Genomic DNA, 23,634 nt, shown 5'->3' on the forward strand with positions numbered 1-23,634 from the left:
AACAATTATTTTGTTTTCAGATAAATCGTCAGGCGTGAATCAGCTTTAGCGAATCGTCTAATATTTTCGCGCCATTCATCATGCCGTAATCCATGCTATTTATCACTGAGATAGGTTTATTTAGCTGCTGCGCCAGCGGCTGGAAGTCGGCCAGTTTGTATTTAATCTGCGGGCCGAGCAGGCAACAGTCATAGTGGGCGATCTGATCGGTAAACTCTTCAATGCCAACGGCTTTTATCTCAACCTCGACGCCCTTCTCTTTGGCGGCCTTCTCCATTTTTTGCACCACCATGCTGGTGGACATCCCGGCGGCACAGCAGAGTAAAATCTTTGGCATCATTAAATCCTCAGTGTGGGGTTTAATTAACGAATACTCGTGCTAAAGATTTTCTGCAACCGGTTTCAGATTTGCGTTACGGATCTGTGAGAAATATCAAAAAGCGCGCTGCAAATTTAATCGGGATGCAATAATAAATGGAAGGGATTATGTAAAAATCGCGGGGACAGTGGCGCAGCCTGGCACGGCGCGCCACCGGGGCAGAACATCAGGAAATGGCAGAATCTTTTTGCTTATCGGCTTCGAAGTGCGCCTTGAACTGCTCGTAGATGGAGATCATGTTGGAGGCATCGCCGTGCAGCGGGCTCAGTTTACCGGCGCGCACCAGTTCGATGACCAGTTGCAGGGCGGCTTGTTTCGGGCTGCTGGCCGGATGGGCAATTTCATGAGACATCGGTTACTCACTCCTTCTTGTTGTCAGTGCCGCACAGTTTAGCCCAGATTGTGCTGCTAATGGGCACGGCGCTGGTTATCATCATGCTGTCCGGACAAAAAAGCCGCTCAGGCTGTTCATTGACGCCTGAGGCGTTTAGCTATAATGGATCAAAAAAAGGAACACACCGCCACGCATTCCGTACCACGGGAATGGTGCAGAAGGAGTCGGTTATGTTGATTGGTTTTGTCTTGTTAGTGAGCGCCTGCGGCCACGATGCCTGTGATGCCCTGCCGGTGTCGGAGCGGATTTATCCCACCAAAGTGGCGTGTGAACAGATGGCCGATCGCATCCATAAAGTCCGGCCGAACGTGGTGCTGCTTTGTGGTGAAGTGCACCGTTAATTTGGGGCCAGCGAGCGATCAACTGCACAAAAAATAGCCAGACGGCATTGCAACCTGGGCCCGCAGCGTTCAAAATATAAGCTGCTTTACACTATTACAGTTGTGAATCCCATGAAAAAAACTCGCACCCGTCGTCCCAACGGACGCTGGGTTTATTACATTTTGTATGACGGCATTCTCTGGCCCTGCCCGGTACGCTGGGAGTGGGAGAGCGGCTTCGGCGGCTGGCTGCCGTATTACTATTCGCCGACCTTTGAGTTTATCGCGGGCGACCCGCGCAAGGCCTATCGCATTGCGCGCAGCAGCGTGCGCAATCTGCGTCAGCATGAGCACGACGGCGAATATGCCTGAGGCGTCAGATCAGAACTGCCACGGCAGCCATGAGGCCGTCAGCAGGTAGTGCACCAGTTCCAGCACCAGAATAATCATCACCAGCACGCCGAGCTTGTGGCGGCACACCCAATCCTTTAGCCCCATATCATCGCCGCCCAGCGAATCAGCATCAGCGCGCCGCAGATGCACAGCAGCACCACAATCATCTTCCAGTGTTTTGTCGCAGCCAGTTTTTTTGCCACGTCTCCTCCAGACAGCAGAAAGCAACGATGCGCCCGCAGGCGCATCGCATAGTCTACCGCTGGTCACCCGTCAGGGCGATTAATTATTCAGCGTATAGTCGAGGGTGATTTCGGCATTCAGCACCTGTGAAACCGGGCAGCCGGCTTTGGCTTTCTGAATGATTTCATCAAATTTGGTGTTGTCGATGCCCGGCAGCGCAATGGTGCTGTTAAGCGCGATTTTGGTGATGGCGAAACCGTCGCCTTTTTTGTCCAGCGAAACATCGGCGGTGGTGTCGATGCTTTTCGGTGGATGACCGGCCTGGCCCAGCATCAGCGACAGCGCCATGGAGAAGCAGGCAGCGTGCGCCGCGCCAATCAGCTCTTCCGGATTGGTGCCCTTCTCGCCTTCAAAACGGGTGTTAAAACCGTATGGCTGGTTGCTCAGCACGCCGCTCTCGGTGCTTACCGTGCCTTTGCCTTTGATGTCGCCTTCCCAATGGGCCGATCCTTTCTTATGAATGGTCATGTCATTCCTCCTGTTAGTCAGACAGCTATTCAGTATAGACAACACCCGGCGCTTTGCCTGGCTCAGCGCACCGCGTGCGGGCGCGCCGGGCTGAGTCCGGGGCTTCACTCAGCAGCGCATTCGCCTGCACCAGCGAATCCTGGGTGATGTCCGCAATGGTTTTCGCGCCGGTCAGCGTCATCGCCACCCTCATCTCTTTCTCAACCAGACTCAGCAGATTCTCCACGCCGCGCTGGCCGTGCGTCGCCAGCGCATAGATAAACGCGCGTCCCAGCAGCACGCTGTCAGCCCCCAGCGCAATCATGCGCACCACATCCAGCCCGTTACGAATGCCGCTGTCGGCCAGAATGGTGATGTCGCCCTTTACCGCGTCGGCGATGGCCGGCAGCGCGCGCGCCGACGACAGCACGCCGTCCAGCTGCCGTCCGCCGTGGTTGGAGACCACGATGCCATCGGCGCCAAACCGCACCGCATCGCGCGCATCTTCCGGGTCGAGAATGCCTTTGATCACCATCGGCCCTTCCCAGAATTCGCGAATCCACTCCAGATCCTGCCACGAGATCGACGGGTCGAAATTGTTCGCCAGCCAGCCGATATAATCTTCCAGTCCGGTAGGGTTACCAAGGTACGTGGAGATATTGCCGAGATCGTGCGGACGCCCGTGCAGCCCGACGTCCCACGCCCACTGCGGATGGGTGACCGCCTGCCAGTAACGGCGCAGCGCGGCATGCGGGCCGCTCATGCCGGAGTGCGCATCGCGGTAGCGCGCGCCCGGTGTCGGCATATCGACGGTGAACACCAGCGTCGAACAGCCTGCCGCTTTGGCCCGCTCCAGAGCGTTGCGCATAAAGCCGCGATCGCGCAGCACATACAGCTGAAACCACATCGGGCGGTTAATCGCCGGTGCCACCTCTTCTATCGGGCACAGCGACACCGTCGACAGGGTAAATGGAATACCGCGATTGGCTGCCGCACGTGCCGCCTGCACTTCACCGCGTCGCGCGTACATGCCGCACAGGCCGACCGGCGCCAGCGCCACCGGCATCGACAGCGTTTCATTGAACAGCCGCGTTTCCAGACTCAGCTCAGCCATGTTTTTCAGCACGCGCTGACGCAGCGCCACGTCAGAGAGATCGGCCACGTTGCGCTTTAGGGTATGTTCTGCGTAGGCCCCGCCGTCCAGATAGTGAAACAGGAATGGCGGCAGGATACGTTGCGCCGCGGCGCGATAGTCACTGGCAGCAGAAATAATCATCAGTTGTCTTCCTTACGGGTAGCCTGCGTGGCGCCCGGTAACCGCGTGATGCGGGCCTGGCGCGCTTCGTCTTCATGCAGCGTTTTCATGGTGGTGTGAACAAAGCCGAGGTGATCCATCGCCGCCTGGCGCGCCGCGTCGGCGTCGCCCGCCATCACCGCATCGAACATCGCCTGATGCTGGGCGTTGAGCTGGTTGAAAATCACCGGCTGGGTGTACATACGCTGGCGGCTGTGCAGCACGGAGGATTGCAGCAGATCGAAAAATCCGCGCATGGTCTGCAGCAGCACCAGATTATGCGAGGCTTCGGCAATGGCGAGGTGGAAGCGCAGATCCGCCTGCGCGGCCAGTTCGGGATCGTCGCAGTCGTTCAGTTGCATCAGCGCGTCAAAGGCGTAGCGCAGCCGCTCTTTATCCGCCTCGGTGGCGCGCTGCGCGGCGTGCCAGGCGGTGCTGGCCTCAATCGCGTGGCGCGCCTCAAGAATATCCCAGCGGTAGTCAGGATCGGCGGCCAGCAGCTGACGAATCGGCTCGACGATGCGCTGTTCTGACCACGGCTCCTGCGGCTCGCACAGCCAGGTGCCACCGCCGCGTTTACTGATCAGCACGCCACTGCTGATCAGCTGCTGGATGGCCTCACGCACCGACGAGCGCGACGCGCCGAAGCGGGCGGCCAGCGCACGCTCCGACGGTAAACGCATGCCGGGTTTCAGCTGATGCTCTTCAATCCAGGCGCTAAGACGCGCGCGCAGCGTATCCGCCAGCCGCGGTGTGGGTTCAGTCATGGAATCATCCAGGTGAAGACATACGCCTGCAGCGTGGTGATCACGCCGACCATACAGGTAAAAATCAGGCTGTGTTTAACGGTAAACCGGAACAGATCGGACTCGCGCCCCACCAGCCCCACGGCGGCGCAGGCGATGGCGATCGACTGCGGCGAAATCATTTTACCGGTGACGCCACCGGTGGTATTGGCGGCCACCAGCAGCACATCCGACACACCAATCTGCTGCGCGGTGGTGGCCTGCAGCGCGGCGAACAGCGCGTTGGAAGAGGTATCGGAGCCGGTCAGAAAGACGCCCAGCCAGCCGAGGAACGGCGAGAAGAAGGTGAAGGCCTGGCCGGTGTGCGCCAGCGCCAGGGCCAGCGTGGCCGATAGCCCGGAGTAGTTTGAGATGAACGCAAAGGCCAGCACCATGCCGATGGAGTAGATCGGCAGCGCCAGCTCCTTCAGGGTTTCGCCAAAGGTGCGCAGCGCCGCCGCCGGCTTCATACGCAGGAAAATCACCGAAATCACCGCTGCCAGCAGAATCGCAGTGCCGGTGGCGGAGACCACGTCAAATTTGAACAGCGCCGCATACGGCGTTGCTGCGCTCACTACCGGCGGCATGCGTGCCACCAGCTCGTGCAGCAGCGGCACCGGCACGCTAAACACCCAGTCATACAGCGCGCCGCCTTTAGCGAACAGCGCTTTAAACGGCGGAATACTCCACAGCGTAACGGTCGCGGTAAGGAACAGGAACGGCATCCAGGCACGCACAATCTGGGGCAGCGTGTAGCGCGGTGCGTCAGCGGAGGCAGTTTCCGCGGCCGGCTGTTCAAAGCGGAAGATGCGCACCGGCTGCCAGCGGCGCAGAAACAGCGTCAGGCAGATCAGCGAAGCCAGCGACGAAATGATGTCCGGCAGCTCCGGGCCAAGGAAATTGGAGCTGAGGTACTGGGCGATGGCAAACGAACCGCCCGCCACCATCACCGCCGGCCAGGTCTCTTTGATGCCGCGCCAGCCATCCATGATCGCCATGATCCAGAACAGCACGATGAGGGTGAGAAACGGCAGCTGACGCCCCGCCATCTGGCCAATCTGGAAGCTGTCCAGCCCGGTGACCTGGCCGGCGACGATGATCGGAATGCCCATCGCGCCGAACGCCACCGGCGCGGTGTTGACGATCAGGCACAGGCCGGCGGCGTAGAGCGGATTAAAGCCCAGCCCGACCAGCAGCGCGGCGGTGATCGCCACCGGCGCACCAAAACCCGCCGCACCCTCTAAAAACGCGCCAAACGAGAAGCCGACGATCAGCATCTGCAAACGCTGGTCTGGCGTGATGGAGAGAATCGAGGCGCGAATGATATCGAACTGGCCGGTTTTGACCGAGATCCTGTAGACAAATACCGCCGCCACAATGATCCAGGCAATCGGCCACAGGCCGTATAAAAAGCCGTAGGCCACCGACGCCAGCGCTTGCGGCACCGGCATGCCGTACAGCAGCAGCGCCACCAGCAGTGCCAGCACCACGGTGATCGTACCGGCCTGATAGCCCTTCAGCTTGAGCTTAATCAGCGCGAAGAAGAAAAACACGATGGGAATCACCGCCACCAGGCTGGAAAGCCACAAATTATTCAGCGGATCGTAGTTTTGTTGCCACACCTGCATGCCGTTTCTCCAGAGGTCACCAGAGGGATGCGGCGCAGCAGCACAACAGGTCTACGCCGCAGGTTGTCGCCCGGTTCCGGCTCGCAATTGGTAGGACCACATTACGGCTGGCGGGCTTTCTGGTTCCAGATAGTTAACGCATTGTTAACTCAAAGCAACGCAGCAGGGGCGATTTTTCCTGTTATGTGACCATACGGCTACATTTCGATAACGTTGGTAGGACCAATTAACGCGCAGCTGAACCAAAAGCGCGCGCATAGCTGCGCGGGTGAAAGCGCAGATTGAGCCCGATCAGCCCCAGCGTTACCGCGCCCTGCATCAGCCAGACGCTGGCAAAGCTGTGGGTCAACACCTGCAACTGGCCGGCAATAAACGGCATGCAGCCGGCGATGATAAAGCCTGCGCCCTGCATAAACGCGACCAGCCGCGCGCCAGCCTGCGGCTGCGGCAGATGATCGAGCGCCAGCACCATCGCCAGCGGGAACGCGGCACCGAGACCAAAGCCGGCGATGGCGGCCCACAGCCACGGTGCCAGCAGCGGCGCAAACAGAAACCCGCTCATCCCAGCCAGCTGACACAGCAGACTGACCACCAGCTGCGGACGGCGATCGGCACCGCGCGCCAGCAACGGCATCAGCAGCGCGCCGGCAACCTGGCACAGAATCATCACACCCAGTAGCGAGCCGCCGGCCTGTGCCGACCAGCTCAGCCGGCGATACGCATCCGGCAGCCAGGCAACGCAGGTGGCATAGCCGCCGTTGACCAGGCCAAAGCTCAGCGCCAGCGACCAGGCGCGCGGCTTACGCCACAGCGGCGGCAGCGTTACCGGCGCGGCATCCGGCGCGGCGGGCACGCGCACCAGTAGCCACAGCAGGATGGCCAGCAGCACCGGTAGTGCCCAGCCGCTGAGCGCCAGCGGTACGCCCAGCTGCGCGCTGAGCCACGGCGACAGCGCCGCACCCAGCCCGCCCCCGCCCATCAGCGCGCCCGCCCACAGCCCGGTGACCGCTGCACTGCGCCGGCTAAACCGCTGGCGAATCAGGCCCGGCATCGCCATCTGCACCACGCCGACGCCGATGCCGGCAAACAGTGCGCTGAGCACCAGCCCGCTGCCGCTGTCGATCACGGCGCGCGCCGCCAGTGCCAGCAGCAACAGCGTCAACCCGACCAGCAGCAACTGCCTGAGGGCCACGCGCTGCATCAGCCTGGCGCTGAACAGCGCCACCGCACCCATCATCACCATCGGCACCGCCGGCAGCAGCGACGCCGCCAGCGCTGACAGATGCAGGCTGTGGCGCAGTTGCCCCAGCAACGGACTGACGGAAGTCAGTAACGGGCGCATGTTCAGCCCGGCCAGCACCAGCGCGGCCAGCGTTAACGTAGTGGCATGTCGGTTCATAACCCATCCTGCAGTGAAAAGGTTGTCAGCATCGCAGCAGCCGGTACTATTTGGAAATGAAATAACACCATGATGGGCAGTGGATAAATGAATCGTCAGCCAATGTTTACGCCGCAGCAGCTATTGAGCTTTGTGGCGGTGTGCGAAACCGCCAGCTTTACCCGCGCCGCCGAGCGTGTGCACCTGTCGCAGTCAACGGTCAGTCAGCAGGTACGCCGGCTGGAAGAGATGGTGGGTAAAGCGCTGTTACAGCGCACCTCGCATCAGGTGGCGCTGACCGAAGAGGGAGAAAAGCTGCTGGGCTATGCGCGGCGCATCATCGCCCTCAACGGCGAAGCGCACGATGTACTGAGCGATAAATGGCGCGACGGCATTGTACGCATTGGCGTGCCGGAGGATTTTGCTGCCCCGACCGCCAGCCTGCTGGCCGGATTCAGCCGACAGCATCCGCAGCTGCGTCTTGACGTGATGAGCGGCATGTATGTCGATCTGCACCGCGCGTGGCAGCGCGAAGAGCTGGATCTGATGCTGATCAAGCAGCCGGGCGGCGATCGCCCGCTGGCCGCCCGACCCGAGCCGCTGCTGTGGCTGGACAGTGCCGAACATCCCTGCTTTGACCAGACGCCGCTGCCGCTGGTGGTGTTTCCGCAGCAGGGGCTGTATCGGGAAGAGATGTGTCAGACGCTGGACGCGCTCGGTCGCGGCTGGCGTATCAGCTACAGCAGTGCCAGCCTGGTGGCCCTCGCCAGCGCCAGCGCCGCCGGTCTCGGCCTGACGCTGCTGCCCGCCAGCTGCCGCCTGCCCGGTCATCGCGTGCTGGGCAGCGCCGAAGGCTTACCGGTGATCAGCCATTTCGAGTTGGCGCTGTTCTGCCGTAAACCGCAGGATGCGCTGCAGCAGGCGCTGGCCGCCGCGCTGGTGCAATTCTGCCAGCTACAGTGGCAGTGATTTTTCCACTGCCAGGCAGTGGGAAATATCGCAGCGCGGCGGCGTCGGTTTTGCCAGATTAGGTTTTTTCCTTTTGCCAGGAGTTTCCGATGCCTCTGACCGCTTCCAGCCGACGTGATTTTCTCAGCCACGGCGTGCGCCTTTTTGCCGCAGGCAGCCTGATGATGGCTGGCATGAGCAGCGCCGCCCGCCCCGATACGCAAGCTGTTTCATCCTCGCCGCCGCCTGCGGTGGCGCACTATCAGTTGCTGAATGTGCGTCTCGAAGAGGGATTTGAGCGCGACGGCGCAGAGATCGTCGCCACCCGCACCGCGCTGTACGACATCACCATCAAAGAAGGTAAATTCAGCGCCATCAGCATCGCCGGCCAGGCGCGCCAGCCGACCCTGCCGCAGTGGGATGCCGGGGGCGCGCTGCTGCTGCCGCGCACGCGGGACATGCACATCCATCTGGATAAAACCTTCTATGGTGGACCGTGGCAGGCGCCGCGCCCGCGCCAGGGCAAAACCATCATGGATATGATTGCGCGCGAGCAGGTGCTGATTCCCCAGCTGCTGCCGACCTCGCAGGCGCGCGCCGAAGCGCTGATTGGTCTGCTTCAGAGCAAAGGCAGCACCGAAGCGCGCAGCCATTGCAACATCGATCCGGTCAGCGGGCTGAAAAGTCTCGAACACCTGCAGCTGGCGCTGGCCAACCAGCCGGCGTTTCGCTGCGAGATCGTTGCTTTTCCGCAGCATGGTTTGCTGCATTCACAGGTCGATGGCCTGATGCGCGAGGCGATGCAGCTCGGCGTGCAGTATGTCGGCGGACTGGATCCCACTAACGTGGACGGCGCCATGCAGGCTTCACTTGATGCGATGTTCCGCATCGCGCTGGATTACGATCGCGGCGTGGATATTCACCTGCATGAGACCAGCGCCGCCGGCGTGGCAGCCATTCAGTACATGATCGCCACCATCGCCCGTAACCCGCAGCTGAAAGGCAAAGTGACGCTGAGCCACGGTTTCGCGCTCGCCACGCTGGAAGGTAAGGCGCTGGATGAAATTATCGCCGGCATGGCCGAACAGCAGATGAGCGTGGCGTCGACGATTCCGATCGGCAAACTGACGATGCCACTGCCGCAGTTGCAGGCGGCGGGCGTGACGGTGATGACCGGCACCGACAGCGTGATCGATCACTGGTCGCCGTTTGGCACCGGCAGCATGCTGGAGAAAGCCAACCTGTATGCCCAGCTGTATCGCGGTTCGGATGAGTTTGGCCTGAGCCGCGCGCTGCATATCGCCACCGGCGGCATTCTGCCGCTCGCCAACAGCGGTGCGCGCCAGTGGCCGCAGCTGCAGGATGAAGCCAGTATGATGCTGGTCGACGCCAGCTGCTCGGCGGAAGCGGTGGCGCGCATTGCGCCGGTGCGCGCCACGTTCCAGAACGGCACGCCGGTGTTCAGCGTCTGAGTGCGCATCGTAGCCGGCAAAACCCGGGCACAAAAAAGCCTCCCGCAGGAGGCTTTGGAAAGTGACACCGGCGCGGCGCGTCCGGTGAAAATGCTGGATTTAAGACAACATCTGAATCGCCAGCGCATACAGGCGCTGGTGCTCATCGTCATTGACAGGCTCTTCTTCCGCATAACAGGCAATCATGGAGCTGACTTTATCGGAAGATAACGTCTCTCCATGCAGATGCAGCGTTAATACGGCGCGGCCGACGATTTTCAGAACGTCTTCGTTTTGTCCCTGGACATAGTGACTCAATGAGGTGACCTCTGAAGTAATCATTAATTGCCAAATGGCGCGCTAAATATAAAGCAAAGCGGTTAGGATTATTACTCAGATTTTACGCATAACGCGTAACATATAAGCGAAATCTCACTGAAAATCACCGCAACGTGCCGCGATAATGCCGTATCGCTACGGCTAATATCATTTTTTCCCTCGAAAAAGCGTTTTCGCCGTTCGTGCTGCCCGGTGTGAAATTCGGAACATTCATTAAAACTTTGCGATAGTTGCCAGCCATAATTGCCCTGACAAAGCGCAACGGCTGACTGGTTTCACTGCGTGATTATTGCCGCGATTGCCGTTGCCGAGGGCCGCCCTTTCTGCCAGACTGACCGCCGCTATTCCTGCCACTACCTGAGATGCTCCTGTGACTGCTTTTTCTACCCTGACGCAACTGCCTGCCAGCCAGCTCGACAACCTGCGCGAGATGGGCTTCGACGCCATGACGCCGATTCAGGCCGCTTCCCTGCCGGCCATCCTTAATGGACGCGATGTGCGGGCGCAGGCGCAAACCGGTAGCGGCAAAACCGCCGCCTTTGGTATTGGCGTGCTGAACCGCATCGACAGCGGCCGTTTTCATACCCAGGCGCTGGTGCTGTGCCCGACGCGCGAACTGGCCGATCAGGTCAGCAACGTGCTGCGTCAGCTGGCGCGCTTCACCCGCAATATTAAGATCCTGACGCTGTGCGGCGGCCAGCCAATGAGTGCGCAGCGCGACTCGCTGGTGCACGCGCCGCATATCGTGGTCGGCACGCCGGGGCGCATTCTCGATCATCTCAAGCGTGACAATCTCGATCTCAGCCAGCTGCAGAGCCTGGTGCTGGACGAAGCCGATCGCATGCTGGAGATGGGCTTTCGCGACGACATGGAAGCCATCATTGGCTTTACGCCGGATTCGCGTCAGACGCTGCTGTTCTCCGCCACCTGGCCGGATACCATTGCCAGCCTGAGTCAGCGCTTTCAGCGCGATGCGCTGGCGGTGGCGACCGAAGCAAAGTCGGAGCTGCCGGCGATTGAGCAGCAGTTTATTGAAGCCAGCGCCAGCGAGCGTATCAACCTGCTCAGCGCCCTGCTCAGCCAGCAGCAACCGGCTTCCTGCGTGGTGTTCTGTAACACCAAACGGGAATGCGATGAGATTGCGGCCGCGCTCAACGATCGCCAGATCAGCGCGCTGGCGCTGCACGGCGATCTGGAACAGCGCGATCGCGAACGCGTGCTGATTCGCTTTGCCAACGGCAGCATCCGCGTGCTGATCGCCACCGACGTCGCCGCGCGCGGTCTGGACATTAAATCGCTGGCGCTGGTGGTGAACTTCCAGCTGGCGTGGGATCCGGAAGTGCACATTCACCGCATTGGCCGTACCGGCCGTGCCGGCGAACAGGGGCTGGCGGTCAGCTTTGTGGCGGCCGATGAAATGGTGCGCGCCCATGCGCTGGAAGATTACCTGCAGCAGAAACTCAACTGGCAGCCAGCCAGCACGCTGAAAGGCAAAGGCGCACAGCCGCTGCCGGCAACGATGATGACGCTGTGCATCGACGGCGGGCGCAAAGCCAAGATGCGTCCCGGCGATATTCTGGGTGCCCTGACCGGTGAAGCCGGCTTCAGCGGCGATCAGATCGGTAAAATCGATCTGACGCCGACCCATGCATATGTCGCCATTGACGCCGCGCAGGCGAAGAAAGCGCTGATCAAGCTGAAAGAGGGCAAGATAAAAGGCAAAAGCGTGCGCGCCATTCTGCTGAAGTAACGGTCGTGAGCGTGAGGGCGATCGCCCTTACGCTAAATTTTCATCACCCTTCCCTTCATTTTTTTCCTCCGCTGCCGATAAGTTAATCATGGCGCTATTGCCCTGCCCTTTACTCCGCCCAGATTCTGCCCCGAGGCCACAATGGATAATTTTCAGAAAGAGATCGATGAACGCGCCAACCTTGCGCTTTCTAATAAATTCGAGCTGCTGCTGTTCCGGTTGGGTTCCGATCGGCTGAAAGGCAAGTCTGAGCTGTACGGCATCAACGTATTTAAACTGCGTGAAATTGTGCCGATGCCGACCATTACCCGCGCGGCCGGCATGAATTCCCCGCTGCTCGGCATGGCCAGCATCCGCGGCCAGTTTATTCCGGTGATCGATCTGCCGGCAGTAACCGGCTGTAAACCGGAAACCGGCCTCAACCTGCTGCTGGTCACCGAATACGCGCGCAGCACTCAGGCATTTGCCGTGGAATCGGTAGAGAACATTGTGCGTCTCGACTGGAACCAGGTGCACACGGCGGAAGCGGGTATCGGCAGCCGCAACATCACCAGCATCGCCTGTCTGGATACCGACGGTCAGAGCAATAATCTGGCGCTGGTGCTCGACGTCGAGCAGATTCTGTATGACATCATTCCGTCGGTGCGCGGCGTTGAGCCGAGCGAAGAGACGGCGAAGAATTTCAACCTCAAGCCGGGTCAGGTAGCGATTGTCGCCGAAGATTCCAAAGTGGCGCGCCAGCTGCTGGAACAGGGGCTGAAAAGCATGGGCATTCCGGCCATCATGCACAATACCGGGCTTGAAGCGTGGATTAAAATCAGCGAGATGCAGAAAGAAGCACAGGCTAACGGTGAGTCGATTCACGACAAAATCGCGCTGGTGCTGACCGACCTCGAAATGCCGGAGATGGACGGCTTTACCCTGACGCGTAACATTAAGCGCGATGACGTGCTGCGCCACATTCCGGTGGTGATCCACTCGTCGCTGTCCGGCAGCGCCAACGAAGATCACGTGCGCAAAGTGGGCGCTGACGGCTACGTTGCCAAGTTTGAAATCAACGAGCTGTCCAGCGTGATTTATCGCGTGCTGGAGAAGAAGCGCTAAGCGCTTGCCCCGATAATCCCCTCAGGCGCGATGTTCGCGCCTTTTTTGTGCCCGCTCACCTGCCAACCGCTGCATTAGCGTAACGGCGTATTTATTATGTATGGCTGGTCAGTTAATCGTTCCAGGTCACCATGAATGGTGACCCTACAGGTTCTCTGCGTTTTTTCAGGGGGGTAATTTATTGCGCGTTCCGCCACGGTGCGGAAAATGAAATGCGCGATGAATCGCGCCGCTACGATTTGTGCGACGGGATAATGCCGATATCCCATCCGCAATGCATCATGATGACGCGACGTATCGCGCAGATATTCCTTTCATGTGATACCGCTGATAATCGCACGGGTGACTGATATTCCTTCCATGTGATGGCGCTGATAACCGCACGGGTGGTAGCGGCGCAATTTATTGCGCGTTCCGCCGCGGTGCGGGAATTGAAATGCGCGATGAATCGCGCCGCTACGGTTTGTGCGACGGGATAATGCCGATATCCCATGCGCAATGCATCATGATGGCGCGACGTATCGCGCAGAAATCCTTTCACAGGATGCCGCTGATAACCGCACGAGCGGTAGCGGCGCAATTAATTGCGCGATACCTTATAGTTGCGCTTCTCAGGTCACCATGAATGGTGACCCTACAGGTTCTATGCGCGTTTTTTCAGGGGTGTAATTTATTACGCGATGCCTTGCAGTTGCGCGTCTCAGGTCATCATGAATGGTGACCCTACAAAGTCTCTGCGCGTTTTTGTAGGGTACGCAATTTTGCGCACCGGCATGTGCCGTGACGCCAGCTAATTACGACCAGTGATTAATCAACCTTAAGCCCTCTTAACCGTTTTGTGACAAATCCCTAAAAAATTAAAGTTAAAACATTAGCAACCGATAACTTTAGCGCCTGCGCTGGTGGCGCCAGACCCGTCTCGCCGCAACGGCAAAAAATCTTTCCTTTACACATCATCCACCTATTGCAGATCCATGGTCTGCGTTTCCATTTTAATACAACAGCATTCTGGCATTGCGGGGAGATCCAATGTTGAGCTTAAAGAATATGAAGGTGGGCGTCCGCCTGGGCATCGCCTTTGGTTTAGTGGTGGCACTGCTGGTGGTGATCGGCATCACTTCGATCATGAAGATCAACAACATTAAGAGCGGCATTACCTCAATCGTGGAAGATCGCTATGTGAAAGTGCGCCTCGGCTTTGACGTGCGCGATGGCGTCAACGATCAGATCAAATACCTGCGCGGCATCGTCATCGATACCACCCGGCCGCAGTTCAACGTGCAGCGCTTTCAGCAGCTGGCGGACGCCACCGCCCGCACCAACTCGGCGATGAAGAAGATCGAAGCGATTCAGATTACCGCCGTGGGCAAGAAGAAAATTGCCAGCCTGCTGGCTGCCAGTCAGCAGTTTGAACAGCAGAAAAATGAGGTGCTGGATCTGGTGCGCGCCGGTAAAGCCGATGACGCCAGTTACTACGTGCTGAAAAAAATTACCGCCGTGCAGAATGCCTACCTCGACCTGGCGGTGGCGTTTGCTGATTCCCAGTCCTCGCAGCTGCAGCAGGAAGGCGCCGGCATTATCGACGATGGCACTACGGCGATTGAAGTCACGCTGGTGTTCTCTGCGCTCGCCATTGTCGCCGCCGTGGTGATGGGCTGGCTGCTGACCCGTTCGATTGTGCATCCGCTGAATGAAGCGGTGACCATCGCCAGCAAGGTAGCCGCCGGCGATCTCAGCTCGCGCATTGAAATCCGCAGCAAAGATGAAACCGGCGCGCTGATGCAGGCGCTGCAGGCGATGAACGATAATCTGCTGACCATTGTTTCTGACGTGCGCGCCGGTTCCGACACCATCGCCGTGGCGTCTAACCAGATCTCCAGCGGCAACATCGATCTCTCCTCACGCACCGAACAGCAGGCCAGCTCGCTGGAAGAGACAGCGTCCGCGATGGAGCAGATGACCGCTACCGTCAAGCACAATGCCGACAACGCGCGCGAAGCCAACTCGCTGGTGGCGAAAACCTCCGGCGTTGCTAAAGAAGGCGGCGAAGTGATGGAACAGGTGATTGTGAAGATGGAGGCAATTGCCCACTCTTCGAAGAAGATTGTCGATATCATCAGCGTGATTGATTCCATCGCCTTCCAGACCAACATTCTGTCGCTTAATGCGGCGGTCGAAGCGGCGCGCGCCGGCGAACAGGGACGCGGTTTTGCCGTCGTCGCCACCGAAGTGCGTAACCTGGCGCAGCGTTCTGCCTCGGCGGCGAAAGAGATCAAAGTGCTGATTGAAGATTCGGTGGCGAAGGTGGATGAAGGCAGCCGTCTGGTGACGCACGCCGGTTCAACCATTGGTGAAGTGGTTAACAGCGTGACTAGCGTGGCAGAGATCATGAGCGAAATCACCATCGCCAGCAGCGAACAGAGCAGCGGCATCAGTGAGATCAATCAGGCAATTACCCAGATGGAAGCGGTGACGCAGCAGAACGCCGCGCTGGTGCAGGAAGCCTCTGCCGCCTCTCAGGCGCTGCAGGAACAGGCCGATCGTCTGGCGCAGTCGATGAGCGTGTTTAAAACCGCTGCCGTGTAAAGCAACCAGCCCCGTTCTGCATCCGTCAGACGGGGCCGTTCAGCGTCGCGATGGTTGTCAGGGCGGTGCGCAGAGTATTCGGCGCACCGCAGCCTTCCCTTAACTCATCAGCGAATAAGCGATAGACGAAATCGCCAGAATCCCCACCAGCACCACAAACAGGTTGCTGATTTTGCCGCTGTACTGGCGCATCGCCGGGACTTTCTGAATGGCATACATCGGCATCAGGAACAGAATCATGGCGATCACCGGTCCGCCCAGCGTCTCAATCATGCCGAGAATACTCGGGTTGAGCGTGGCAACCAGCCAGGTGGTCAGCAGCATAAACAGCGTGGTCAGGCGATTCATCTTCTGCGGCGTGATGGTTTTGCCGCGGCTGCGCAGCGACTTCACCACCATGCCGTCGAAGCCTTCCCGCGCGCCCAGATAGTGGCCGAGGAACGATTTGGTAATCGCCACGATGGCGACAATCGGCCCTAACCAGGCAATCATCGGCACGTTAAAGTGGTTAGCCAGATAGGACAGAATGGTGATGTTCTGTGCTTTTGCTGCCTGTAAATCGGCGGGCGACAGGCTCAGCACGCAGCTGAACACAAAGAACATGACGGTCACCACCATCATCAGATGGGCGCTGGCCAGAATGCGTGAACACTTCTTATCTGCACCGGCGCCGTACTCGGCGCGTTTCGCCACGGCAAAAGACGAGATAATCGGCGAATGGTTGAAGGAGAACACCATCACCGGAATCGCCAGCCACAGCGTCATCCAGATACTGCTGTCGCTGCCGCTCTGCGAGAACGACAGGGTCTCCAGCGCCGCGCCGTGCCAGTGCGGCACCAGATACGCAGCCAGCAGCATCAGCACCGCCACAAACGGGAACACCAGCACGCTCATCGCTTTAACAATCATCTGCTCACCGAAGCGCACCACCGTCATCATGCCGACGATCAAAAGCAACGACAGCAGCGCACGCGGCGGCGCCACCAGCCCAAGCTGGTGCACGATAAAACTGTCTACGGTGTTAGTGATCGCCACGCTGTACATCAGCAGGATCGGGTAAATAGCAAAGAAGTAGAGCAGCGTGATGATCTTACCGGCGCCCACACCAAAGTGCTCTTCCACCACATCGGTGATATCCGCTCCGGGATTTTTACCGGACAGCACAAAGCGCGTCAGCGCACGGTGCGCAAAGAAGGTCATCGGGAAGGCGAGGATCGCCATGATGATTAACGGCAGCAGCCCGCCCGCGCCGGCATTAATCGGCAGAAACAGCACCCCTGCGCCAATCGCGGTGCCGTACAGGCCCAGCATCCACACCGTGTCACTCTTGCGCCAGCCGGTCGCTGACGCCTCCACCGTACCAAGGGTACCGGTTTGTGAGTTATCCATCTGTCTCTCCAAAATGGTTTCAAATACAGCCGGAACGACGGCTAAAAAATTCGCGGCGGCCTGCAGCGTTCGGTCGCTTCACAAAACGCGCCTATGCTACCGGTTTTTGGCCAGCGTGGATTGCCGCAACGCAAGACATGCATCACAAAGGCGGAAAAAATGCGCGAGATGGCGATAAAAGCAACAATAACGCACAAAACACGCACGCAATCGATTGCATGGGGCGCTATTTGACCTGAGAAGCGTCAGGAGTGCAAGACACAGAGCGAAGTGAACGTTAGCGGGAGAAGGACGTGCGGATTGTTGCCAGCAGCAGAGCGCGGAGGAGGAAACTCCCCCGGCAGCTAGCCTCGGGTGACGCAGCAGGTCACCAGAGGATAACGCCGGGAGAATTGAAAATCAGAACGCCCGCATTCTGTAGAGGGCATAAAGGAAATAGTACGCTGTGATAGTATTCAAATTCATAATCATGTACTTCAGTTTTTCATTTTTATTCAGCAGCGTAAAAATACCTTTAGAATACTTCCCGCGCTTGATTTGATTAATTTCCTGCGCAATATCGGCAGGTGAAAACGAGGCGTGATACATGGCGGTGACAATCTGCATATCCAGTGCCAGCACGCGTTTTGAAATCGCTTTTAAAAAATGCTCGAGATTACCGGACGCGTATTTCTCCACAATCGAGTCGTACAAATCGGTAAGCGACTGTTTGCGCACCTTCAGTTCGCTGTACTGCACTTTGCGTTTCGACAGCGATCCCGCCACATCTTCGTAATGATAAGCCGCGCCGGGCGTAATCAGGAAATTGCTGACGCAGCTGAAATACTTCAGATTAAACAGCAGGTCCTCACTCATCGAGACGCCTTCCATGAAGCGCAGATTGAGATCGTCAATAATCTGGCGGCGATAACATTTGTTGTGCAGATAACCGATGTTATCGCTCATTTCCAGTTCACCCAGCACGTAAGGAATGTCCTGCTGGCTGAAGAATCCCGCCTGCGAAATCTTACCGATGCGGTTGTCGTTGAGATTTCCCACCATTAAGTCCACCGACTCGGCCGGCCAGGCATTGAGATTCAGCTTGAAACTCATCAGGAAATTATCGTCGACCCAGTCGTCGGCATCGAGAAACAGAACATATTCTCCCTTCGCCTGCTGCAGCCCGCTATTACGTGCCGCACTGACGCCCGCGTTAATCTGGTTAAGCACCGCAACCTGCGGATAGTGCGCAAACGCCTGCAGTATTTGTGCACTATTATCACGACTGCCATCATTCACCACAATGACTTCATAGCTGCTGAAGGTTTGATTTAATACGCTTTGCAGCGTACGCCGGATGGTATTTTCCGCGTTATAGACCGGAATGATAATACTAAATAGCGGTTTTTCATTCATGATAAACTCTCTTTACTGTCTGAGGTTTTGATAGTGCTAAAGAGCTGCCATAGTTTCCTGGGGTTGAAAAAGATCAGATGAATACGCATGACCGGCTGCGCCGGGAAAAAGTAATTCAGCAGGGAAAACGATAAAAACTCGGTGATGACCACGCTCATGGCAGCACCGGTTAAACCAAAATGCGGCACCAGCATCAGCGACGACAGCAGGCAAATAACCAGCACGGCGAAAGTTTTCTTCACCAGATAGCGGTAGCCGTTATATTTAATGATGAAGCGATCCATTACGCTGCTCAGCACCGCGCACATTGCGCCGAGGCTGAGTAATAACGTTGGTGCGACCGCATCAAGATATTGCTCACCGTAAAAGTCACGAATAAACCAGCCCGACAGCAGCCAGATCGCCACAATTACCGTGGCGGAAACGCCGATCACCAGCAGATGCAGCTTCTGCGCTTTGACGATTGCCTGCTGGTCATTACGTTCGGCAAAAAACGCCGGATAAAATGACGCCAGCAGCGCGCTGGGTAAAAACACCCAGGCGGTGGACAGCGTCAGCGCCACGGAAAAAATGCCCGCCTCTTTCACGCCGAGAAAATAAGAGACGCTGATTTGATTCACGCGGGTATACAGCGCAACGGCAATGGCAGAAAAGATCAGCGACATGCCGGAAACCAGCATGTAGCGCGAATACTTTTTCACCTGGCGCAGCGCCGGCAAGGGTGCACGTCGCTCATACAGCAGAAACAACGTCAGCTTGATGGTGAAAGGAATAAAGGTGGCGAGCACAATCGGGATCGCCAGATAAGCCGGTGCCAGCTGGTAATACGAAATCAGAAAACGCACCGTCAGGCTGATTGCCAGGCCAATGACGTTGGCGATGACATTGAGGCGCGCGTTAAGCCTCGCTTCGTTATAAATATTGACCAGGTCAATGGACGAAAACAGGCAGGCAATGGCTGCCGCGCAGATAAAGACCAGCGCGTCGGCGCTCCACTCCTCTTCCATAATCACCATGCCGACGACCGACAGCACGCAATACAGCACCAGCACCAGCAGAAACGTCGCCATCATCAGCCGCAGCCCGGAGTGATGATTTTGCGCAATGCGTTTCAGCAGAATCACATCGCTGCCCATCAGCGAGATGGTTTGGATGAACTGAAATACCAGCATGGCGATGGAGATAATGCCGAAGGTGGTGGGCCCGACATATTTCGCCACATAGGAGGTGACAAAGATCAGACCGAATACCGCAATCAGCTTTTCGGCAATCATCCACATGGAGTTTTTTAATTTGTCTTTCACAACGCCTCCGGTGCGATTATTTCTCTGCCAGCCGGCGCAGCCGTGAGACCAGGCGCGGGCTAATGAAAAACAGCGCAAAGTACAGGCTCCACGGATTCAATAGCGGTCCGGCGGAGCACCAGCTGCGGAAACTGCGGCGATACAGCGTGATGTATTCATCAATGAAGGCGCGGCTCAGGCTGTTGCTGTGCAGCCCTTTGTGGATGTAAGACGCCGTGACTTTTAAATAGAGGTGGTAATAACAGCGATAGTGCTGGGTTGATAAAAACGCCTTCATGCCGCTGAACGAGCGGGCAAACGAGAAATGTTTTTCGCGCAGCGCCGAGCGCGTGGCGGAATGCGGGGATTTAACATAGTGATAAACCACCCGCTGCGTCATCACTACCTGGCGATCCTGCTGCAGATGCAGGTAATTCATGACGAACAGCAGATCTTCGAAATTGGCGATCTCTTCGTTGAACAGCAGCTGATGCTGACGAATGACATCGCCGCGAAACGCTTTGTCGCAGATGCCGTGGCGCGGGTGAAAATAGAGCAGATCGTTAATCGCCGCCGACACCGTCAGGTGTTGTGCCTGCTCGCGGTCGGGCGGAAAATCCAGCGGCGCGCCGTCCGGATTGAAGTGTTGTGACTCCCCCACCACCATCGCCGTTTCGTCACGCATCAGCCGCGCGTAAGTCGAGAACGCCTGCGGCGGCAGGAAATCATCGGCATCTAAAAAACACAGCAGCCGGCCGCGCGACGCGCGAATGCCACGGTTGCGCGCCGCCGACACACCCGCATTCGCCTGGTTAATAATGTGAAACTGCGGATACCCGGCGTAGCGCTGCAGGATCGCCAGCGAGCTGTCGCTGGAACCGTCATTAATAAATATGGCCTCAAAACGCGCTTCATCCTGCTGCAGCAGGCTGTCGATGCACCTTTCCAGATAAGCTGCGGCGTTAAACACCGGCACAATGACGCTGATCAGCACGTCGTTAACGGGAGTTTGCATATGACCTCAAAACATAATTTATCGGGAGTTAAAACCGCCGTGACGAAAAAAAATCGCTGCGGCAACGTTAATATTTAACGTTTACCAGGGCTGGCTTTCGTCCGGCTTAACATTAATACGCCGCTGTTTTCAGAGTTTCCTCAGCAAAAGAGCGCTGGCGGAAAAACAGTATTTAGCGCGGGCGCAAGATAAGAATTTCGCCATATATTCAGGACAGCTTTATCTGGCGATTTAAACGTTAACATTGCAGGCTACCGCCCCTGGCTTACAGCTACCAGCGTACTGAAAAAATGTCCGGGTGGTTTTTCAGGCATAAAAAGGGTGCGCTGCACTCCGCAGAGTTCAGTGATTTATCAGCCAGTTAGCCTTAAACCTTATCCTGACAGCGCCGTTATTTTGTTACTGCCGGGTAAAACCATTATCAGGGATATTTTTAATCGTTTTCCTCAGCAGCGATAACTCTCCAGCTATTTTTGTGCCGCATCAGAAGAACGGGAAATGCCGACCGCGGTTGAAAAGGTGCATCTTTCGACGGGCCTTCGCAACGAGCGTCACGACATTAACGATATTTGCTGTATGCCCTGCACTTTTATTACGTCGCGACGTCTGTTGCGCGGCGTGAGGTGCAAGTGGCGTTAATTCAGTCCGGCTATCGCAGCCAGACTGCAAGTGGCACAAAGCCAAAAATTGCGATCTGATTCAAAACTTTTACCGCATTCTTACCAGGTGCGGTTATAAGGTCAATGCCTTCCAGACCAAAACGGAATTTACTCACTCAGCCTGCCCCATTATTTCGCGATGACTGATTAGCATTGATAAAGCGCAATAGTCACAATTGATAAGAACGGCGCGCGTTGCTGGCCAGGAATAAGAGCAGGGAAAGCGGCGGATAAGTCCAGCGATGTCCTAAGCGTTTGTTATCGCAGCGGGTTGCGCCTTTCTCCGCTCCGCTTAAGCAGTAATAATCTTAATTCATGCCGCCGACCTGCTATTTTTAGTAGTCGTCAAGTGCGGGCTGTATAAATGCGCGCGCGGTGAAAAAATACAGATCGTTATCGCATTACAAACGCAACTTAACGCTATTTCATGCTGCTGATTTTAACAATCAGCGCTTCGCTGACGTGACTTAGGCCAAATATTTTTTTAAAGAAAGCCGGTAAATGCCGATAACACTATCAGTGTATTTATCAGTGAGCCTGGAAATGATCAGCCTGCAAACCAATCTGTCCGCCCTCAACGCCAGCAAGCAATCCGCCAGAAGTGGCGCGGCGCTGGGCGACGCGATCCGACATTTATCGTCGGGCATGCGCATCAACAGCGCGCGTGACGATGCGGCCGGTCAGGCAATAGGTAACCGTTTTAGCAGCCAGCAGAACGGCCTGGCGGTGGCGCAGCGTAATACCGGTGACGGCCTGTCACTGGTCGAAACCGCCGAAAGCGCGCTGGATGAGATAAATAACCGTCTGCAGCGGATTCGCCAGCTGGCGGTTCAGGGGTTGAACAGCACCAACTCGCAGAGCGACTCGGACGCCATTCAGGCAGAGATTAACCTCAACCTGAAAGAGATTGACCGGCTCAACAGCAGCAGCAGCTTTAACGGCATCCGGCTGCTGGATGGCAGCGCCGGTAAGCTGGGATTCCAGGTTGGCGCTAATGACAACGAGAAAATCAGTCTCGACCTGTCAGCGCCCGGCTTCAGTGTAGAAGCGCTGGGACTCAAGGATTTGGTGATCAGCGGCATCAGCGGCAAAGTAACCAATGTCACTACCCTCACCGGCCTTGCCACCAATATGGCGTTCAGCAACCCGGCGATTACCGTGAACTATGTGCCCGCCAGCGGCGCACCGCAGTTGGTGCGCAGCAGTGGCGATAACCGCCAGTACGTGCAGAGCAGCGATGCCGACGGCAAGCCGGTCTATTATCTGGCCGCCGTCAGTGCGCGCTGGGACACCCCCACGGCGGCCGGTAACGTCTCGATTAGCCGCAGCAATCCGGCGCCGCTGTACAGCAACGTCAGCAGCATTGCGTCGCGCACCATCCCGGCGGTTAATTTTCAGGACAGCAGCGGCAGCGCGCTGGGCACCACGCCCGCAGCCACGCTGACGCAGGACAATGGCCAGTATTATATTGAGCAGAACAACAGCTGGTATCCGGCCACACTCAGCTTTGGCAGCAGCGGCGCGGTAACGGCACGCATGACCGGCGGTGCCGCCAAAACCGACAGCGATTTCGCGACCCTGCCGACCACGGTGACCGACACGCCGGCGATCGACACCAGCACCGCCAGCCTCAGCTTCAGCGATGCCAGCGGCAACGCGGTGAGCAATGGCCGTCTGCTGCGTACCAGCGGCGGGCAGTATGTGATGGAAGTGGATAACGGCGGCGGTAGCTACCAGTATTACAACGCGGCTGTCAGCGCGACTTCAGACGGCACCAGTAATGCCCTGAGCATCACCGCGACCAGCGCCAGCAGCATTAACAGCTTCAGTGCGGTGAACAGCGTGACCGGCACCTCTTACATCACGCTCGATCCGGCCAATGTCGATGTGCGCTATACCGATGTCGATGGCAATAGCAGTAACGATGTGCTGAAACTCGACGCCGACGGCAATTACTACATGGATGTGCCGAACGGCAATCTGGATAAAACCGCCACCTTCGTCCGCAGTGACAGCAGCGGCAACCTGATGCTGAAAACCCTGCAGGGCGTCGGTGATGTGCAGATCTATTTCCAGGCAGCTGTGTCGTCGGTTACCGATGCCTCCACCAATTTCACCACGCTACGCGTGGCCGAGACCGGCTCAGAGATCCGCCTGAAGCATCCGGACGATCCGCTGGCCACGCTGGATCGCGCCATCGGGCAAATCGACAGTCAGCGCACCCGTCTCGGCGCCGTTGCCAACCGGCTGATCTCGGCGCAAACGCTGCAGGGCAACGCGACCGCCGCAATTGCGGCATCGCGTTCGCGTATTGAAGACGCGGATTACGCCACGGAAGTTTCCAGCCTGTCGCGCCAGCAGATTCTGCAGCAGGCCAGCAGCGCCCTGCTGGCGCAGGCTAATCAGCTACCGCAGCAGGTGCTGAAATTACTCAACGCACAATAAAGAGAATCA

At 57.7% G+C, this 23,634-nt stretch carries 22 protein-coding genes; 8 read left to right on the forward strand and 14 right to left on the reverse strand.

Going from position 1 to position 23,634, the window contains the following annotated elements:
- Positions 1–28: 28 nt before the first annotated feature.
- Complete coding sequence (locus MXF20_RS16525; RefSeq protein WP_325970400.1) at positions 29–337, reverse strand: PTS sugar transporter subunit IIB; 309 nt, start codon at positions 335–337, stop codon at positions 29–31.
- 208 nt (positions 338–545) lie between these two features.
- Positions 546–731 carry a hypothetical protein gene (locus MXF20_RS16530; protein WP_021507248.1) on the reverse strand — a complete coding sequence of 62 codons (186 nt, stop codon included), beginning with the start codon at positions 729–731 and terminating at the stop codon, positions 546–548.
- Between the two features lie 212 nt (positions 732–943).
- Between MXF20_RS16530 and MXF20_RS16535 the strand changes: the two genes are divergently transcribed.
- Together MXF20_RS16535 and MXF20_RS16540 are read left to right on the forward strand one after the other, a co-directional pair.
- The gene (locus tag MXF20_RS16535) at positions 944–1,114 is read left to right on the forward strand and encodes a hypothetical protein (RefSeq protein ID WP_007887091.1); all 171 of its coding nucleotides are present in this window, start codon (positions 944–946) and stop codon (positions 1,112–1,114) included.
- Between the two features lie 111 nt (positions 1,115–1,225).
- The gene (locus MXF20_RS16540) at positions 1,226–1,465 is read left to right on the forward strand and encodes a hypothetical protein (protein ID WP_325970346.1); all 240 of its coding nucleotides are present in this window, start codon (positions 1,226–1,228) and stop codon (positions 1,463–1,465) included.
- A gap of 116 nt (positions 1,466–1,581) precedes the next feature.
- Here MXF20_RS16540 and yniD read toward each other — a convergent pair whose 3' ends face one another.
- The 6 genes from yniD to MXF20_RS16570 all read right to left on the reverse strand — a co-directional run bounded on the left by yniD (position 1,582) and on the right by MXF20_RS16570 (position 7,282).
- On the reverse strand, positions 1,582–1,689 hold the full coding sequence (yniD, locus tag MXF20_RS16545) for a small membrane protein YniD (protein WP_021507251.1): 108 nt from the start codon (positions 1,687–1,689) through the stop codon (positions 1,582–1,584).
- A gap of 79 nt (positions 1,690–1,768) precedes the next feature.
- A complete protein-coding gene (locus MXF20_RS16550; RefSeq protein WP_325970347.1) occupies positions 1,769–2,197 on the reverse strand; it encodes an OsmC family protein in 429 nt (142 codons plus the stop codon).
- Positions 2,198–2,222: 25 nt separating this feature from the next.
- Positions 2,223–3,452, reverse strand: a complete 1,230-nt coding sequence (gene lldD, locus MXF20_RS16555; protein ID WP_325970348.1) for an FMN-dependent L-lactate dehydrogenase LldD — start codon at positions 3,450–3,452, stop codon at positions 2,223–2,225.
- A complete protein-coding gene (lldR, locus tag MXF20_RS16560; RefSeq protein WP_325970349.1) occupies positions 3,452–4,237 on the reverse strand; it encodes a transcriptional regulator LldR in 786 nt (261 codons plus the stop codon). The genes lldD and lldR overlap by 1 nt, the downstream gene beginning before the upstream one ends.
- Complete coding sequence (lldP, locus tag MXF20_RS16565) at positions 4,234–5,883, reverse strand: L-lactate permease (RefSeq protein ID WP_325970350.1); 1,650 nt, start codon at positions 5,881–5,883, stop codon at positions 4,234–4,236. The genes lldR and lldP overlap by 4 nt, the downstream gene beginning before the upstream one ends.
- Before the next feature lie 226 nt (positions 5,884–6,109).
- Entirely contained in the window at positions 6,110–7,282 is a 1,173-nt protein-coding gene (locus MXF20_RS16570; protein ID WP_325970351.1) for a cyanate transporter, read from the reverse strand.
- Positions 7,283–7,369: 87 nt separating this feature from the next.
- Between MXF20_RS16570 and MXF20_RS16575 the strand changes: the two genes are divergently transcribed.
- Together MXF20_RS16575 and MXF20_RS16580 are read left to right on the forward strand one after the other, a co-directional pair.
- Positions 7,370–8,230 carry a LysR family transcriptional regulator gene (locus MXF20_RS16575; protein WP_127833727.1) on the forward strand — a complete coding sequence of 287 codons (861 nt, stop codon included), beginning with the start codon at positions 7,370–7,372 and terminating at the stop codon, positions 8,228–8,230.
- An 89-nt stretch (positions 8,231–8,319) separates the two neighbouring features.
- Positions 8,320–9,681: an amidohydrolase family protein gene (locus MXF20_RS16580; protein WP_325970352.1), complete on the forward strand. Its 1,362-nt coding sequence runs from the start codon at positions 8,320–8,322 to the stop codon at positions 9,679–9,681.
- A 99-nt stretch (positions 9,682–9,780) separates the two neighbouring features.
- Here MXF20_RS16580 and MXF20_RS16585 read toward each other — a convergent pair whose 3' ends face one another.
- Positions 9,781–9,978: a hypothetical protein gene (locus MXF20_RS16585; protein ID WP_010618157.1), complete on the reverse strand. Its 198-nt coding sequence runs from the start codon at positions 9,976–9,978 to the stop codon at positions 9,781–9,783.
- A gap of 391 nt (positions 9,979–10,369) precedes the next feature.
- Here MXF20_RS16585 and dbpA point away from each other — a divergent pair, with 391 nt between their 5' ends.
- Both dbpA and MXF20_RS16595 read left to right on the forward strand, forming a co-directional pair.
- A complete protein-coding gene (gene dbpA, locus MXF20_RS16590) occupies positions 10,370–11,749 on the forward strand; it encodes an ATP-dependent RNA helicase DbpA (protein ID WP_325970353.1) in 1,380 nt (459 codons plus the stop codon).
- Between the two features lie 141 nt (positions 11,750–11,890).
- Positions 11,891–12,853: a chemotaxis protein gene (locus tag MXF20_RS16595; protein ID WP_325970354.1), complete on the forward strand. Its 963-nt coding sequence runs from the start codon at positions 11,891–11,893 to the stop codon at positions 12,851–12,853.
- A gap of 232 nt (positions 12,854–13,085) precedes the next feature.
- Here MXF20_RS16595 and MXF20_RS16600 read toward each other — a convergent pair whose 3' ends face one another.
- Complete coding sequence (locus MXF20_RS16600) at positions 13,086–13,394, reverse strand: hypothetical protein (RefSeq protein WP_325970355.1); 309 nt, start codon at positions 13,392–13,394, stop codon at positions 13,086–13,088.
- Positions 13,395–13,882: 488 nt separating this feature from the next.
- On the opposite strand from MXF20_RS16600, the gene MXF20_RS16605 reads away from it, so the two are divergent.
- On the forward strand, positions 13,883–15,439 hold the full coding sequence (locus MXF20_RS16605) for a methyl-accepting chemotaxis protein (protein ID WP_325970356.1): 1,557 nt from the start codon (positions 13,883–13,885) through the stop codon (positions 15,437–15,439).
- Between the two features lie 99 nt (positions 15,440–15,538).
- On the opposite strand, the gene MXF20_RS16610 is transcribed toward MXF20_RS16605, so the two are convergent.
- The 4 genes from MXF20_RS16610 to MXF20_RS16625 form a co-directional block, all read right to left on the reverse strand.
- Positions 15,539–16,828: an HAAAP family serine/threonine permease gene (locus MXF20_RS16610; RefSeq protein ID WP_325970357.1), complete on the reverse strand. Its 1,290-nt coding sequence runs from the start codon at positions 16,826–16,828 to the stop codon at positions 15,539–15,541.
- Positions 16,829–17,227: 399 nt separating this feature from the next.
- Complete coding sequence (locus MXF20_RS16615) at positions 17,228–18,223, reverse strand: glycosyltransferase family A protein (protein WP_325970358.1); 996 nt, start codon at positions 18,221–18,223, stop codon at positions 17,228–17,230.
- Positions 18,220–19,527, reverse strand: a complete 1,308-nt coding sequence (locus tag MXF20_RS16620; protein ID WP_325970359.1) for an oligosaccharide flippase family protein — start codon at positions 19,525–19,527, stop codon at positions 18,220–18,222. The genes MXF20_RS16615 and MXF20_RS16620 overlap by 4 nt, the downstream gene beginning before the upstream one ends.
- A gap of 16 nt (positions 19,528–19,543) precedes the next feature.
- On the reverse strand, positions 19,544–20,521 hold the full coding sequence (locus MXF20_RS16625) for a glycosyltransferase family 2 protein (protein ID WP_325970360.1): 978 nt from the start codon (positions 20,519–20,521) through the stop codon (positions 19,544–19,546).
- Positions 20,522–21,723: 1,202 nt separating this feature from the next.
- Between MXF20_RS16625 and MXF20_RS16630 the strand changes: the two genes are divergently transcribed.
- The gene (locus MXF20_RS16630; protein ID WP_325970361.1) at positions 21,724–23,625 is read left to right on the forward strand and encodes a flagellin; all 1,902 of its coding nucleotides are present in this window, start codon (positions 21,724–21,726) and stop codon (positions 23,623–23,625) included.
- Positions 23,626–23,634: the final 9 nt, after the last annotated feature.

Source organism: Pantoea dispersa, assembly GCF_035783935.1.
GTDB lineage: Bacteria > Pseudomonadota > Gammaproteobacteria > Enterobacterales > Enterobacteriaceae > Pantoea > Pantoea dispersa_C.

Coding starts and splice junctions, on each gene's coding strand:
- MXF20_RS16525 (WP_325970400.1), bottom strand. CDS start 337: ATGCCAAAGATTTTACTCTGCTGTGCCGCCGGGATGTCCACCAGCATG.
- MXF20_RS16530 (WP_021507248.1), bottom strand. CDS start 731: ATGTCTCATGAAATTGCCCATCCGGCCAGCAGCCCGAAACAAGCCGCC.
- MXF20_RS16535 (WP_007887091.1), top strand. CDS start 944: ATGTTGATTGGTTTTGTCTTGTTAGTGAGCGCCTGCGGCCACGATGCC.
- MXF20_RS16540 (WP_325970346.1), top strand. CDS start 1,226: ATGAAAAAAACTCGCACCCGTCGTCCCAACGGACGCTGGGTTTATTAC.
- MXF20_RS16550 (WP_325970347.1), bottom strand. CDS start 2,197: ATGACCATTCATAAGAAAGGATCGGCCCATTGGGAAGGCGACATCAAA.
- lldD (WP_325970348.1), bottom strand. CDS start 3,452: ATGATTATTTCTGCTGCCAGTGACTATCGCGCCGCGGCGCAACGTATC.
- lldR (WP_325970349.1), bottom strand. CDS start 4,237: ATGACTGAACCCACACCGCGGCTGGCGGATACGCTGCGCGCGCGTCTT.
- lldP (WP_325970350.1), bottom strand. CDS start 5,883: ATGCAGGTGTGGCAACAAAACTACGATCCGCTGAATAATTTGTGGCTT.
- MXF20_RS16570 (WP_325970351.1), bottom strand. CDS start 7,282: ATGAACCGACATGCCACTACGTTAACGCTGGCCGCGCTGGTGCTGGCC.
- MXF20_RS16575 (WP_127833727.1), top strand. CDS start 7,370: ATGAATCGTCAGCCAATGTTTACGCCGCAGCAGCTATTGAGCTTTGTG.
- MXF20_RS16580 (WP_325970352.1), top strand. CDS start 8,320: ATGCCTCTGACCGCTTCCAGCCGACGTGATTTTCTCAGCCACGGCGTG.
- MXF20_RS16595 (WP_325970354.1), top strand. CDS start 11,891: ATGGATAATTTTCAGAAAGAGATCGATGAACGCGCCAACCTTGCGCTT.
- MXF20_RS16605 (WP_325970356.1), top strand. CDS start 13,883: ATGTTGAGCTTAAAGAATATGAAGGTGGGCGTCCGCCTGGGCATCGCC.
- MXF20_RS16610 (WP_325970357.1), bottom strand. CDS start 16,828: ATGGATAACTCACAAACCGGTACCCTTGGTACGGTGGAGGCGTCAGCG.
- MXF20_RS16615 (WP_325970358.1), bottom strand. CDS start 18,223: ATGAATGAAAAACCGCTATTTAGTATTATCATTCCGGTCTATAACGCG.
- MXF20_RS16625 (WP_325970360.1), bottom strand. CDS start 20,521: ATGCAAACTCCCGTTAACGACGTGCTGATCAGCGTCATTGTGCCGGTG.
- MXF20_RS16630 (WP_325970361.1), top strand. CDS start 21,724: ATGATCAGCCTGCAAACCAATCTGTCCGCCCTCAACGCCAGCAAGCAA.